Here is a 13,883-nt window from a genome sequence, read left to right on the forward strand (position 1 = left end):
CGAGCCGTGATCGACATCAAGAACGTCAGCAAGTGGTACGGCAGCTTCCAGGTCCTGACCGACTGCACCACTTCGATCCAGAAGGGCGAGGTGGTGGTGGTCTGCGGCCCGTCGGGCTCGGGCAAGTCCACGCTGATCAAGACCGTCAACGCGCTGGAGCCCTTCCAGAAGGGCGACATCGTCGTCAACGGCACCAGCATCGCCGACCCCAAGACCGACCTGCCCAAGCTGCGCAGCCACGTGGGCATGGTGTTCCAGCACTTCGAGCTGTTCCCGCACCTGAGCGTGACCGAGAACCTCACGCTCGCGCAGATCAAGGTGCTGGGCCGCAACAAGGACGATGCCCTCAAGCGCGGCCTGAAGATGCTCGACCGCGTCGGCCTGATGGCCCACCGTGACAAGTTCCCCGGCCAGCTCTCCGGCGGTCAGCAGCAGCGCGTGGCGATTGCCCGCGCGCTGAGCATGGACCCGATCGTGATGCTCTTCGACGAGCCCACCTCGGCGCTGGACCCCGAGATGGTCGGCGAAGTGCTCGATGTGATGGTGCAGCTCGCCAACGAGGGCATGACGATGATGTGCGTCACCCACGAAATGGGCTTTGCCAGGAAGGTCAGCCACCGCGTGATCTTCATGGACGCCGGCAAGATCGTCGAGGACTGCCGCAAGGACGAGTTCTTCGGCAACCCGGATGCCCGCTCGCCGCGGGCCAAGGACTTCCTGTCGAAGATCCTGCAGCACTGATCCCCCACCGCCGTTGCGGCGGACGATGGGACAATCCGGGCATGTCCGATGCCCTGACCCTCACCCGCCCCGACGACTGGCACCTGCATGTGCGCGATGGCGCCGCGATGGCGGCCGTCGTGCCGCACACCGCGCGCCAGTTTGGCCGCGCGATCATCATGCCCAACCTGCGCCCGCCGGTGACCACCGCGGCGCAGGCGATCGAGTACCGCGCGCGCATCCAGGCCACCGTGCCGGCGGGCGTGGACTTCCAGCCGCTGATGGTGCTCTACCTGACCGACAACACCCCGCCCGAAGAAGTGGCGCGGGCCAGGGCGGCCGGCGTGGTGGCCTTCAAGCTCTACCCGGCTGGCGCCACCACCAACAGCGACGCGGGCGTCACCGACATCCGCAAGTGCCACGCGACGCTGGAAGCCATGCAGCGCGAGGGTCTGCTGCTGCTGTTGCACGGCGAGGTGACCGATCCGGCGGTGGACGTGTTCGACCGCGAGGCGGTGTTCATCGACCAGGTGCTGATCCCGCTGCGCCGCGACTTCCCGGGCCTGAAGATCGTCTTCGAGCACATCACGACGAAGGAGGCCGCCGAGTACGTCACCGCGGCCGATGCGTGCACCGGCGCCACGATCACCGCCCACCACCTGCTCTACAACCGCAACGCCATCTTCACCGGCGGCCTGCGCCCGCACTACTACTGCCTGCCGGTGCTCAAGCGCGAGGTGCACCGCGAGGCGCTGGTGAAGGCCGCCACCTCCGGCTCGCCGAAGTTCTTCCTCGGTACCGACAGTGCGCCGCACCCGGCGCACCTGAAGGAGCACGCCGCCGCCTGCGCCGGCTGTTACACCGCGCTGCACGCGATGGAGCTCTACGCCCAGGCCTTCGAGCAGGCCGGCGCGCTGAACCGGCTGGAGGGCTTTGCGTCCTTCTACGGCGCCGACTTCTACGGCCTGCCGCGCAACAGCGGCACGATCACGCTGCGGCGCGAGGCCTGGACGCTGCCCGAGTCACTGGCCTTCGGCGATGCGCAGCTCAAGCCGCTGGGCGCAGGCGAGACGCTGAACTGGCGTTTGGCTGGATAAATCAACCGGCTGCCAACCGCTGCAGCAGCCCGGCCAATGCGTGCCGGGCCGCCGCAGCGCGCACCGCGGCGCGGTCGCCGTCGAAGTGGCAGACCTCGCTGTGGAGGCTGCCATCGGGCAGTCGCCAGCCAAACCACACGGTGCCGACCGGCTTGGCCGCACTGCCGCCGCTCGGCCCGGCCACGCCGGTGACCGACAGCGCGAGCGCGCAGCGGGCCCGCTCGGCCGCACCTACGGCCATCGCCCGCGCGACGGGCTCGCTGACGGCGCCGTTCCTGTCGATCAGGCTGGCATCGACGCCCAGCAGTTCGGTCTTGGCGGCGTTGCTGTAGGTCACGAAGCCGCGTTCGAACCAGTCGCTCGACCCCGCCAGCTCGGTGCAGGCCGCGGCGATCAGCCCGCCGGTGCAGCTCTCGGCGGTGGCGAGCGTCCAGCCGGCGGTGCGCAGGCGGTCGGCCAGCTGGATGACGAGGTCGGCGGTGTGCGGGTGCGGCATGGCGGGCGCCTCCACAGGGCGGCTCAGGGCAGGGCGCGCGCGAGGGCGACGCCGGTGGCGATCACGACCAGGGTGCACAGCGCGGCGACCAGGTCATCGAACAGGATGCCGAAGCCGCCGCGCCAGCCGCCACCCTTGAAGCGCTGGTCGGCCCAGCGCACCGGGCCGGGCTTGGCGGCGTCGAAGTAGCGGAACAGCGCAAAGGCGCCGAGCTGGCCCCAGAAGCCGACCGGGCCGAGGATCCAGAGGATGGCCCAGATGGCCAGGATCTCGTCCCAGACGATGGCGCCGGGGTCATCGATGCGGGCGTTGCGCGCCGTGGTGGTGCAGGCCCACCAGCCGACCGCCAGGCCGATCAGCAGCACCAGGCCCCACCCGGCGGCGCCGCCGGCCTGCTGTACCCAGCGGTCGAGCCAGATGAAGCTGGCCCAGCCCCAGAGCGTGCCGGCGGTGCCCGGTGCCCAGGGGCTCAGGCCGCTGCCGAAGCCCAGCGCGATCCAGTGCGCCGGGTGGAAGCCCATGAAGGCGGCGTCGATGCGGCGCGGCGCAGCGGGCGCCGCAGGCGGCTCGGCCGTCGGGTGGGTCGTCGTGCTGGTGGGCGGGAGGCGGGGCTCGACGTCCACCACGTCGGGGTCGGTGGGCTCGGTCATTGGTGGCTCAAGTGCGGCTCATCTGCGACTCAGGTGCGGAAGTGATCGAAGGCCTGGCCCTCGAAGGCCAGCGGCCGGCCGTGCGCGTCGAGCAGGTGCACGCCGGGCGCGGCCTCGATGCGGCCGATGCGGCGCACGCCCACGGTGGCGCTGGCCGCAGCGCGCTCGACCAGTCCCCGCGCGGCGGGGGGCGCGGTGAAGAGCAGCTCGTAGTCGTCGCCGCCGGTGAGCAGGCAGGTCAGCTGCAGCGCCTCGGGTCGCGCGGCCAGCACCACACTGCGCGGCAGCGCGGCGGTGTCCAGCGTCACGCCCAGGGTGCAGTCGCCCGGGCCGGCGGTGCCGCTCTCGCGGCGGGCGACGGCCGCGCCGGAGCGCCGCAGCAGGTGGCGCAGGTCGCCCAGCAGGCCGTCGGACACATCGATCGCCGCGCTGGCCACGCCGCGCAGCGCCATGCCGAGCGCGACGCGCGGCTGCGGCTGCTCCATCGCCCGGCGCACGGCCTCGAAGTCCTCCCCCGGCAGGCTGACCGTGCCGCGGAAGACCTCCAGCGCCAACCGGGCATCGCCGATGCCGCCGCCTACACCTTCACCAGCGGGGTGGCTGACCCAGAGGTCATCGCCCGGGCGGGCGCCGTCGCGCAGCAGCGCCGCGCCTGCGGGCACCTCGCCGAACACGGTGATGCACAGGTTCAGCGGCCCGGCGGTGGTGTCGCCGCCGACCAGCTCGATCTCGTGCGCATCGGCCAGCGCATGCAGGCCGGCAGCGAAACCGGCGAGGAAGGCCTCGTCCACCCGCGGCATCGACAGCGCCAGCGTGTAGGCCAGCGGTTTCGCGCCGCAGGCGGCGAGGTCGGAGAGGTTCACCGCCAGCGCCTTGTGGCCCAGGCGTTCGGGCCGCACGGTGGACAGGAAGTGCCGCCCTTCGACCAGCATGTCGCAGGACACCGCCAGCTGCATGCCGGGCGCGGGCGCCAGCAGCGCGCAGTCGTCGCCGATGCCCAGCGGGCTGCGCCGCGCCGGGCGGCGGAAAAAGCGGTCGATCAGTTCGAATTCGCCGAGGGGCATCGGGGCGGGCCTGCAGTCGGAGGGAGGGCGGATTATCGAGGGCGTGCGGTGCCCCCGAGGCCGCTCACTCCAGCCCGGCCGTGCGCAGCGCGTTGGCCAGCTCGACCGCCGAGCGCACGCCCATCTTGTCGAACACGCGGGCGCGGTGGACCTCGACGGTGCGCACGCTGATGTCCAGCTCGTCGGCAATTTGCTTGTTCGCGCGGCCCTGGATCACCAGGCGCATCACCTCTTGCTCGCGCTCGGTGAGTTCGTCGAGCAGGCGGCGCACCTGGGCGCGCCCGGCGGCGGTGTCCAGCGCCGTGCTGCTCAGCGCCAGCGCCTCGATGACGCGGTCCACCAGCGCGTTGTCGGAGAACGGTTTCTCGACGAAGTCGAAGGCGCCGCGCTTGACCGCCGTCACCGCGGTGGCGACGTCGGCGTGCCCGGTCAGGAAGATCACCTGCAGCGCCCCGACGCAGCCGCGCTCCAGCAGGCGCTCGAACAGGGCCATGCCGCTCATGCCGGGCATGCGCATGTCGAGCAGCAGGCAGGTCGGGCCATCCAGGCGCACGCGGCCGGTCTCGAGCGCAGCCCAGAAGGCGTCGGCCGAGGCATGTGCCTCGGGCAGCAGGCGGCGCGAGCGCAGCAGCCAGGCCAGCGCGTCGCGCACGACCTCCTCGTCGTCCACGATGTGGACGGTGCCGGTGGTCGCGGTGACGCGTGAACTCATGGTGCGGGGCTCCGGGCGAGGGTGACAGCCCGCGATTGTGCGCGGCCACCGGGCGCCCGCACAGGGGGGATTGCCACCCTTTCTGCCGCTGAGTCCGGCCGCGCGCGACGCGCATGAAAAAGGCCCCGTCGAGGGGCCTTGGTGAGGTGCCGAGGGGGCGCTCAGTCCTCTTCGTGCAGCTGGTAGCCCTTGGCCATTTCTGCCTGTACGTTCGGCGGCACGGCGTCGTAGTGCGACAGCGCCAGGGTGTAGCGGCCTTCGCCACGGGTCAGCGAGTTCAGGCGCAGCTGGTAGCCCGACAGCTCGGACAGCGGCGCGCGCGCGCGCACCGAGGCCAGGCCGCCGGCCAGTGCGTCGGTGCCGCGGATCTCGCCGCGGCGCGAAGCCAGGTCACCGGTGATGTCGCCGATGGACTGGTCTCCCGCGGTGATCTCCACGTCCACCACCGGCTCCAGCACGATCGGGCCGGCCTCCTTCATTGCCAGGATGAAGGCCTTCTTGCCCGCGGTGACGAAGGCGATTTCCTTGCTGTCCACGCTGTGGTGCTTGCCGTCGGTGACGGTGACGCGCACGTCCACCACCGGGTGGCCGGCGATCACGCCGGCGTCCATCGCCAGGCGCACGCCCTTCTCGACGGCCGGGATGAACTGGCCGGGGATGGTGCCGCCCTTGACCACGTCGACAAACTCGAAGCCCGCGCCGCGCGGCAGTGCCTCGACCGTCAGGTGCACCTCGCCGAACTGGCCGGCGCCGCCAGTCTGCTTCTTGTGGCGGTACTGCGCGCTGGCCTTGCCGGTGATGGTCTCGCGGTAGGCGATGGCCGGCGGGGCGGTGTCCACCTCGACGCGGTAGGTCTCGCGCAGGCGCTCCAGCACCACGCGCAGGTGCAGCTCGCCCAGGCCGTAGACGACGGTCTCGTGCGTGCTGGCGACCTGCTCGACCTTCAGGCAGGGGTCCTCGATGGCCAGCTTGGCCAGCACCTCGGCCAGGCGCTGGTCATCGCCGTGGCGCCGGGGCTTGAGGGCGATGCCGTGCACCGGCACCGGGAAGGGCAGCGGCTTGAGGTGGATGTGGTCGTCCTCGGCGGCGTCGTGCAGCACGGCGTCGTAGGCGACCTCGTCGACCTTGGCCACCGCCACGATGTCACCCGGGATGGCGCTGGGCACCTCGACGTGGTCCTTGCCTTGCAGCATGAACAGGTGGCCGACCTTGAAGGGCTTGCGGCCGTCGCCGACGTAGAGCAGGCTGTCCTTGCTGACGGTGCCCTGGTGGATGCGGAACACGCCCATCTTGCCGACGTAGGGGTCGATCGCGACCTTGAAGACATGGGCCAGGACGTGCTGGGCCGGATCGACCTGGGCGTGCATCAGCCGCGCCTCGGCGCCCTCGCCCTTGTAGAAGTCGGGCAGGTTGCCTTCGGTCGGATCGGGCAGCAGCTGGGTGACGACGTCGAGCAGCTGGGCCACGCCGACACCGGTCTTGGCCGAGACGAAGAACACCGGGATCAGGTGACCCTCGCGCAGCGCCTGTTCCAGCGGGGCGTGCAGCTCGGTGGCGGGCACGTCGCCCTCGTTCAGGTAGCGGTCGACGAAGGCGCCGTCGACTTCCACCACCTGTTCCACCAGCGCGCGGTGCGCAGCGGCGACCGAGGAGAAATCGGCTTCATGGCCGGGCGTGGCCTCGGGGGCGAACCAGCAGTCCACCACCTCGGTGCCGCCGTTGGCGGGCAGGTTCAGCGGCAGGCACACGCGCCCGAAGGTCTCCTGGATCTGCGCCAGGAGGTCAGCCGGCTTGACCCCGGGGGCGTCGATCCGGTTGACGATGATCATGCGGTCGAGCTGGCGCTCGGCAGCGTAGGCCATCATGCGCACGGCCATCGGCTCGATGCCGGCGGTGGCGTTGATGACGATCGCGGCAGTCTCCACCGCTTCCAGCGCCGGCAGGCTCTGGCCGAGGAAGTCGGCGTTGCCGGGGGTGTCGAGCAGGTGGATGCGCGTGTCACCGTGGGTCAGGTGCATCACGCTGCTGTGCAGCGAGTGCTGCATGCGACGTTCGATCGGATCGTAGTCGCTGACGGTGCTGCCCTTTTCGACGCTGCCGACCGCGCCGATGACGCCGGCCTGCTGCAGCAGGGCTTCTGCGAGGGTGGTCTTGCCGGCCGCGGCGGGCCCGACCAGAGCCAGGGTGCGGATGCGGTGGACGTCGTGGGCGGACGTCGGTTGGGGCGCAACACCGTTGGCGGTGCTGCGCGCTGCTGGGCTGGACATGGTGGGGCTCCTTTGCGCCGCAGGCCACGCACCACTGCTGAACAACTCAGGGCGCGCGGGTGAGGCGCTGGTTGGGTGGTTGATGACGGTCAGCCTACGCCGATCGGGCCGGCTCCACAAGCCGTGCGGTCCGCGGCGCAAGCCACCTCGCACCAGGTGCTGCGCCGCATCAAGGATGCGTGTGGCTTGGGTTGCTTCACCAAGGGGTAACCCGGTGTCGGTAGACTGATCGCGCTCTCGGCTCGGCCTCGTGCCGGACGCCCGACCCGTCAAGAACAAAAGGATCGATCGATGCGCCGCTTTGCCCGTACGCCGCTTGCTGTGGCCAGGCTCCCTGTGTGTGTGCTGCTCGCCGCGGCGGCGCTGACCGCCTGCGGTGGCGGCAGCGGATCGGGTGGGCCGGGCGGCATGCCACCGCTGCCGGTCGGTGTGGTGACGGTGCAGCCGGGCACGGTGGCGCTGACCACCGAGCTGCCGGGCCGGCTCGAAGCCTGGCGCACGGCCCAGGTGCGCGCCCGCGTGCCGGGGGTGGTGCTCAAGCGCCTGTTCACCGAAGGCGCTGACGTGAAGGCCGGCCAGTCGCTGTTCCAGCTGGATGCCGCGGCCTACCGCGCCACGCTCGACAGCGCCCTGGCCACGCAGGGCAAGGCCGAAGCCAACCTGGCGCAGGCGCAGGCGACCCTGCAGCGCAACCAGCCACTGGTGGCCGCCAAGGCGATCAGCCAGCAGGAGTGGATCGCCTCCGAGACCGCGCTCAAGCAAGCCCAGGCGGACCTGGCCAGCGCCAAGGCGGCGGTGCAGACGGCCAGGCTCAACGTCGACTACGCCGCGGTGCTGGCGCCGATCGGTGGACGCATCGGCCGTGCGCAGGTGACCGAGGGCGCGCTGGTGGGGCAGGGCGAGGCCACGCTGCTGGCCACCATTCAGCAGATCCACCCGCTGTACGTCAACTTCACCCAGTCGGCCAACGAGGTGCTGCGGCTGCGCCAGGCGGTGGCGCGCGGCACGCTGGGGGCGGTCGGTGCCGACGCCACGCGCGTGCAGGTGCTGCTGGACGACGGCAGCGTCTACCCGCAGCCGGGCAAACTGCTGTTCTCCGACCTGACGGTGGACCCCAGCTCGGGCCAGGTGACGCTGCGTGCCGAGCTGCCGAATCCGCAGGGGCTGTTGCTGCCGGGGCTGTACGTGAAGGTGCGCATCGGGCAGGCACAGAGCAACGACGCCATGCTGCTGCCGCAGCAGGCGGTCACGCGGGGCGCGGGAGGGGACACCGTGCTGGTGGTCGGCGCTGACCGTACCGTCAGCCCGCGCCCGGTGAAACTGGGCGGGTCGCAGGGCACCCAGTGGGTGGTGCTGGGTGGCCTGAAGGCCGGCGAGCAGGTGGTGGTGGACGGCTTCCAGAAGATCCGCCCCAAGGTGCCGGTGACGCCGGTGCCCTGGTCGCCGCTGGGGGCTTCAGCGGCGGGTGCGGCCACCGCTGCCGCTGCAGCGTCGGCCCCTGCATCCGCCGGCAGCCGCTGAGCGAAGCAGGAGCTCCCGCATGAATTCCCGCTTCTTCATCGACCGGCCCATCTTTGCCTGGGTCATTGCGCTGTTCATCCTGGTGCTGGGTGCGGCGGCCATCACGCGCCTGCCGGTGGCGCAGTACCCCACGGTGGCGCCGCCGTCCATCGTCATCAGCACGGCCTACCCGGGCGCCTCCGCCAAGGTGATGGAGGACAGCGTGCTGTCCGTCATCGAGCAGGAGCTCAGCGGCGCGCCTGGCCTGATCTACATGGAGGGCAGCGCCGACGCCACCGGCTCGGGCAGCATCACGGCCACCTTCGAGCCGGGCAGCGATGTGTCGATCGCCCAGATCGAGGTGCAGAACCGCCTGTCGCGCGCCACGCCGCGCCTGCCGGCCAGCGTCACGCAGCAGGGCGTGCGGGTGGACAAGGCGCGCTCCAACTTCCTGATGGTGGTTGTGCTGACCTCCAGCAACCCGGCCTACGACCCGGTGGCGCTGGCTGACTACGCGGTGCGCAACATCCAGCCCGAGCTGCTGCGCGTCCCCGGCGTGGGCCAGGCGCAGCTCTTCGCCTCCGAGCGCGCCATGCGTGTCTGGCTGGATCCGGCCAAGCTGGTCGGCTACGGCCTGTCCACCGCCGATGTCAACAACGCCATCCGCGCGCAGAACCTGCAGATCTCCGCCGGCAGCGTCGGTGGCCTGCCCGCCGTGGGGCAGCAGACGCAGTACGCCTCGATCACCGTCAACGGCCAGCTTGGCAGCGCCGAGCAGTTCGGCGCCATCCTGCTGCGCGCCAACACCGACGGCTCCAGCGTGCGCCTGAAGGACGTGGCGCGCATCGAGGTGGGTGCCCAGGCCTACGCCAACGCCTCGCGCCTGAACGGCCAGATGTCGGCCGCGCTGGGCATCCAGCTCTCGCCCACCGGCAATGCGCTGGCCACCGCCAACGCCATCCGCGAGCGCATGGCCGCGCTCAAGGCCTTCATGCCCGAGGGCGTGGACTACGTCATCCCCTTCGACACCTCCAAGTTCGTCAAGATCTCGATCCAGGAGGTTGTGAAGACCCTGGCCGAGGCGATCGCGCTGGTGTTCGTGGTGATGCTGCTGTTCCTGCAGAACATCCGCTACACGCTGATCCCCACCATCGTCGTGCCGGTGGCGCTGACCGGCACCTTCGCGGTGATGCTGGCGCTGGGCTACTCGATCAACGTGCTGACGCTGTTCGGCATGGTGCTGGCCATCGGCATCCTGGTGGACGACGCCATCGTGGTGGTCGAGAACGTCGAGCGCATCATGGCCGAGGAGGGCCTGGGCCCGCGCGAGGCCACCATCAAGGCGATGGGCCAGATCACCGGCGCCATCATCGGCATCACCGTGGTGCTGGTGAGCGTGTTCGTGCCGATGGCCTTCTTCAGCGGCTCGGTGGGCAACATCTACCGCCAGTTCTCGGTGGCGATGGTCGCCTCGATGATGTTCTCGGCCTTCATGGCGCTGTCGCTCACGCCCGCGCTGTGCGCCACGCTGCTCAAGCCGGTGGCGCCCGGCCACCATGAGAAGCGCGGCTTCTTCGGCGCCTTCAACCGTGGCTTCAAGCGCACCGCCAAGGGCTACGAGGGGCTGGTGGGGCGCATCCTGCCCCAGGCCGGGCGCTACCTGGTGATCTACGGCGCCATCCTGGCGGCGGTGGCCCTCATGTACCGCAGCCTGCCGACCTCCTTCCTGCCCAACGAGGACCAGGGCTACATCGTCGTCAACATGCAGCTGCCCCCGGGCGCCAGCGTCCAGCGCACCGAGGCGGTGGTGCGCCAAGTCGAGGGCTTCATCATGAAGCAGCCCGAGGTGGACAAGATCATCAGCGTGCTGGGCTTCAGCTTTTCCGGCTCGGGGCAGAACGCCGCGCTGGCCTTCGTGCCGCTCAAGCCCTGGGAAGAACGCTCGGGCAAGGAGCACAGCGCGCAGGCGCTGGCCGGGCGCACCTTCGGCGCCATGATGGCGGTGCGCGACGGCTTCATCTTCGCACTCAGCCCGCCGCCGATCCCCGAGCTGGGCAATGCCACCGGCTTCACCTTCCGCCTGCAGGACCGTGCGGGCCAGGGCCGCGAGGCGCTGCTCGCCGCGCGTGGCCAGCTGCTCGGCATGGCAGCCAAGAGCCCGGTGCTGCAGGGCGTGCGCCCCGACGGACTGGAAGATGCGCCGCAGCTGCAGCTGGACATCGATCGCGAGCGTGCCGCCGCGCTGGGCGTGGGCTTCGACAGCATCGGCAGCGTGCTCGCCACCGCGATGGGCTCGACCTACGTCAACGACTTCCCCAACGCCGGGCGCCTGCAGCGCGTGGTGGTGCAGGCCGAGGCCGCCGCCCGCATGCAGCCCGAGGACGTGCTGCGGCTGCACGTGCCCAACAGCCGTGGCCAGCAGGTGCCGCTGTCGGCCTTTGCCAGCACCCGCTGGGTGACCGGCCCGGTGCAGACCGTGCGCTACAACGGCTACCCGGCGATGAAGATCGCCGGGGACGCCGCGCCCGGCCATTCCACCGGGGACGCGATGGCCGAGATGGAGAAGCTGGCCGCCCAGCTGCCGCCGGGCTTCGGCTTTGAATGGACCGGCCAGTCGCGCGAGGAGAAGCTCTCCGGCGCGCAGGCCACCATCCTGCTCGCCTTCTCGATGCTGGCAGTGTTCCTCTGCCTGTCGGCGCTGTACGAGAGCTGGAGCATCCCGGTGGCCGTGCTGCTGGTGGTGCCGCTGGGCATCGTCGGCGCGCTGGCCGGCGTGTGGATGCGCGGCATGCCCAACGACGTGTATTTCAAGGTCGGCCTGATCACCATCATCGGCCTGTCGGCCAAGAACGCCATCCTGATCATCGAGTTCGCCAAGGACCTGCAGGCCGAGGGCAAGGGCCTGATCGAGGCCACGCTCGAAGCCTGCCACCTGCGCTTCCGCCCCATCCTGATGACTTCCTTCGCCTTCATCCTCGGCGTGCTGCCACTGGCCACCGCCAGCGGGGCCGGCTCGGCCAGCCAGCGCGCCATCGGCACCGGCGTGATGGGCGGCATGATCACCGCCACCGTGCTGGCCGTGTTCCTCGTGCCGGTGTTCTTCGTCGTCATCCGCCGTCTCTTCCCGGCCAGCGGCCACGAGGCGCCGCATGCCACCACGATCGGCTCGGCCGCCACCGATGCCGCCGCCGCGGCCGTCCTGCGCAAGGGAGGCCACTGATGCGCCGGCTCACCCCGATCATCCCGATCACCCGCGGCCCGGCTCGGGCCACCCTGCTGGCCGCGGCACTGGCCGTGGCTGGCCTGACGGGCTGCACCAGCCTGGCGCCGACCTACCAGCGCCCCGCCGCCCCGGTGCCGGCCCTGCTGCCAGTGCCCGCCCAGGCGGCGGCATCGGCCGCGCTGACCCTGCCCGAGCAGGCCCAGGTGCCGCTGGCCTGGGCCGACTTCGTGCGTGACGAGCGCCTGCGCGGCCTGGTGCGCCAGGCCCTGGCCGCCAACCGCGACCTGCGCGTCGCGGCGCTGGGCGTGCAGCGTGCCCAGGCCCAGCTCGGCTTGGCCGATGCCGACCGCTGGCCCACCGTCAACGCCGCCTTCAACACCAGCCGGGCACCCAACACCCAGGGCGTGCAGACCACCGGCTTCCAGCTCGGCCTGCAGGTCAGCGCCTGGGAGCTGGACTTCTTTGGCCGCCTGCGCAGCCTCAGCGATGCCGCCCAGGCGCAGTGGCTGTCCAGCGAGGCCGGCCGGCGCAGCAGCGAGCTGGCGCTGGTGGCCGCTGTGATCAGCGCCGACCGCAGCCTGGCGGCCGACCTGGCCGTGCTGGCGCTGGCCGAGCGCACCCGTGCCAGCCGCGCCGACAGCCTGCGCCTGACGCAGTTGCGCTTCGATGGCGGTGCCGCCTCTCAGCTGGAACGCCAGACCGCCGCCAGCCTGGCCGCCCAGGCCGATGCGGCGCTGGCCCAGGCCCGCCGCCAGGTTGCGCTGGACCGCAATGCGCTGGCCCTGCTGCTGGGCGGCACGGTGCCGGCCGAGGCGGTGCCTGGCAGCGCCTCCGCCTCCGGCGCCGTGGCCGTGGCCGAGCCGCTCGCCCCGGTGCCCACCGGGCTGGATTCGGCTGTGCTGCTGCGTCGGCCCGACGTGCTGCAGGCCGAGCAGGCGCTCATCGCCGCCAACGCCAACATCGGTGCGGCGCGCGCCGCCTACTTTCCGCGCATCAGCCTCACCGGCAGTGCCGGGCTGGTCAGCGGCGACCTGGGCAACCTGCTGGGTGGCGGCACCTTCGCCTGGTCGATCGCCTCGCAGGCGGTGGCGGCCATCTTCGACCACGGCCGCAACCGCGCCAATGTCGAGGTCTCGACGCTCAACCGCGACATCGCCGTCGCCCAGTACGAGAAGGCCGTACAGAGCGCCTTCCGCGACAGCGCCGACGCCCTGGCCGGCCTGGCCACCTGGCGCAGCCAGCTCGACGCCCAGCAGCAGCAGCTCGCCGCCGTGCGCGAGATCGCCCGCCTCACCGACCTGCGCTACCGCAACGGTGCCGCCAGCGAGCTGGAGCGCCTGGACGCCGAGCGCAGCCTCTTCGCGGCCGAGCAGGCGGTGATCCAGGTGCAGCTGGCCGAGCAGCTCAACCGCGTGGCGCTGTGGAAGGCGCTGGGGGGGTGACTCGGCGTGGCCGAGTAGCCATCCTCAAGGCTCAACGAAGGGGTTGACGATGCGCAGTCGCCCCTCGATCAGTTGCCCGTGCTGCAGGTCTTCGGAGTACAGCGTCGTGCAACCGACGGCCAAGGCCGCAGCAATGATCTGGCTGTCCCAGATGCTGACGGACATGCGCTCTCGCAGCAAGGACGCGGAATGGAGTTGGGCCTCGTCGGCTTCGACGACGCGGCACTGGCCATACCAGCTGCGTACCAACTCGCGCAAGGCCGCTTCGGTCACACCCGCTTTGCGAAGCAGGTTGACACTGACCTCGCGGATCACCTGGGTGCTGACGACCGGCCATTCCAGGCTGGACAGCAGTTCCCTGGCCCTGGCTCGCCGCGGATCGGGCGGTGACGACTCGATCAGCGCGCAGAGCCAGACGTTCGAGTCGACGAACGCGTCACGGGTGACGGGCATTGGCTTCTTCGCGGGTCAATGCCGTGAAATCGGGTACTTGGAACGGGGCTGCCAGGTAGGAGGCCAGTGGGCGAGGCGGGGCCGGTTTCGCCTGGTCGGCGGCAGGCCGGGGCAGGCCTGCCCGCAGGGCCAGGAAATCGACGAAGTCGAACACTTCGGCCTGCTTTTCCTGGGGAAGCGTCTTGAGCGTTTCGATCAGTTCGGCATAACCCATGCTGCATCCTTGGTTGCCAGATGGTCGCCGGTCAGTCTAACGCCC

General features: G+C 71.0%; 12 protein-coding genes. 5 read left to right on the forward strand and 7 right to left on the reverse strand.

The annotated features are described in order from the left end of the window. Positions 1-6: 6 nt before the first annotated feature. Positions 7-741, forward strand: coding sequence for an amino acid ABC transporter ATP-binding protein (locus tag NGK70_RS04225; protein WP_251972127.1), 735 nt, complete (start codon positions 7-9; stop codon positions 739-741). Between the two features lie 41 nt (positions 742-782). Then, positions 783-1,817 carry a dihydroorotase gene (pyrC, locus tag NGK70_RS04230; protein WP_251972128.1) on the forward strand — a complete coding sequence of 345 codons (1,035 nt, stop codon included), beginning with the start codon at positions 783-785 and terminating at the stop codon, positions 1,815-1,817. 1 nt (position 1,818) lies between these two features. Here the strand turns inward: pyrC and NGK70_RS04235 are convergent, their stop codons facing one another. The 5 genes from NGK70_RS04235 to fusA all read right to left on the reverse strand — a co-directional run bounded on the left by NGK70_RS04235 (position 1,819) and on the right by fusA (position 7,006). Further along, positions 1,819-2,313, reverse strand: coding sequence for a CinA family protein (locus tag NGK70_RS04235; RefSeq protein WP_251972129.1), 495 nt, complete (start codon positions 2,311-2,313; stop codon positions 1,819-1,821). A gap of 23 nt (positions 2,314-2,336) precedes the next feature. Beyond that, positions 2,337-2,834, reverse strand: a complete 498-nt coding sequence (locus NGK70_RS04240) for a phosphatidylglycerophosphatase A family protein (protein WP_251973675.1) — start codon at positions 2,832-2,834, stop codon at positions 2,337-2,339. Between the two features lie 158 nt (positions 2,835-2,992). Then, on the reverse strand, positions 2,993-4,027 hold the full coding sequence (gene thiL, locus NGK70_RS04245) for a thiamine-phosphate kinase (protein ID WP_251972130.1): 1,035 nt from the start codon (positions 4,025-4,027) through the stop codon (positions 2,993-2,995). 64 nt (positions 4,028-4,091) lie between these two features. Continuing rightward, the gene (locus NGK70_RS04250) at positions 4,092-4,739 is read right to left on the reverse strand and encodes a response regulator transcription factor (protein ID WP_251972131.1); all 648 of its coding nucleotides are present in this window, start codon (positions 4,737-4,739) and stop codon (positions 4,092-4,094) included. 161 nt (positions 4,740-4,900) lie between these two features. Next, positions 4,901-7,006: an elongation factor G gene (gene fusA, locus NGK70_RS04255; protein ID WP_251972132.1), complete on the reverse strand. Its 2,106-nt coding sequence runs from the start codon at positions 7,004-7,006 to the stop codon at positions 4,901-4,903. 291 nt (positions 7,007-7,297) lie between these two features. Between fusA and NGK70_RS04260 the strand changes: the two genes are divergently transcribed. From NGK70_RS04260 to NGK70_RS04270, 3 genes are read left to right on the forward strand one after another with little or no spacing between them, the layout of a single operon-like run. Further along, the gene (locus NGK70_RS04260) at positions 7,298-8,527 is read left to right on the forward strand and encodes an efflux RND transporter periplasmic adaptor subunit (RefSeq protein WP_251972133.1); all 1,230 of its coding nucleotides are present in this window, start codon (positions 7,298-7,300) and stop codon (positions 8,525-8,527) included. Positions 8,528-8,546: 19 nt separating this feature from the next. Then, entirely contained in the window at positions 8,547-11,726 is a 3,180-nt protein-coding gene (locus NGK70_RS04265; RefSeq protein WP_251972134.1) for an efflux RND transporter permease subunit, read from the forward strand. Further along, the gene (locus tag NGK70_RS04270; protein WP_251972135.1) at positions 11,726-13,171 is read left to right on the forward strand and encodes an efflux transporter outer membrane subunit; all 1,446 of its coding nucleotides are present in this window, start codon (positions 11,726-11,728) and stop codon (positions 13,169-13,171) included. The genes NGK70_RS04265 and NGK70_RS04270 overlap by 1 nt, the downstream gene beginning before the upstream one ends. 24 nt (positions 13,172-13,195) lie before the next feature. Here the strand turns inward: NGK70_RS04270 and NGK70_RS04275 are convergent, their stop codons facing one another. Beyond that, positions 13,196-13,624 (reverse strand): PIN domain-containing protein, encoded by a 429-nt coding sequence (locus NGK70_RS04275; RefSeq protein WP_251972136.1) that lies wholly within the window; start codon positions 13,622-13,624, stop codon positions 13,196-13,198. Next, on the reverse strand, positions 13,608-13,838 hold the full coding sequence (locus NGK70_RS04280) for a DUF2281 domain-containing protein (protein ID WP_251972137.1): 231 nt from the start codon (positions 13,836-13,838) through the stop codon (positions 13,608-13,610). The genes NGK70_RS04275 and NGK70_RS04280 overlap by 17 nt, the downstream gene beginning before the upstream one ends. Positions 13,839-13,883: the final 45 nt, after the last annotated feature.

This window comes from Sphaerotilus microaerophilus, assembly GCF_023734135.1.
GTDB classification, from domain to species: domain Bacteria; phylum Pseudomonadota; class Gammaproteobacteria; order Burkholderiales; family Burkholderiaceae_C; genus Sphaerotilus; species Sphaerotilus microaerophilus.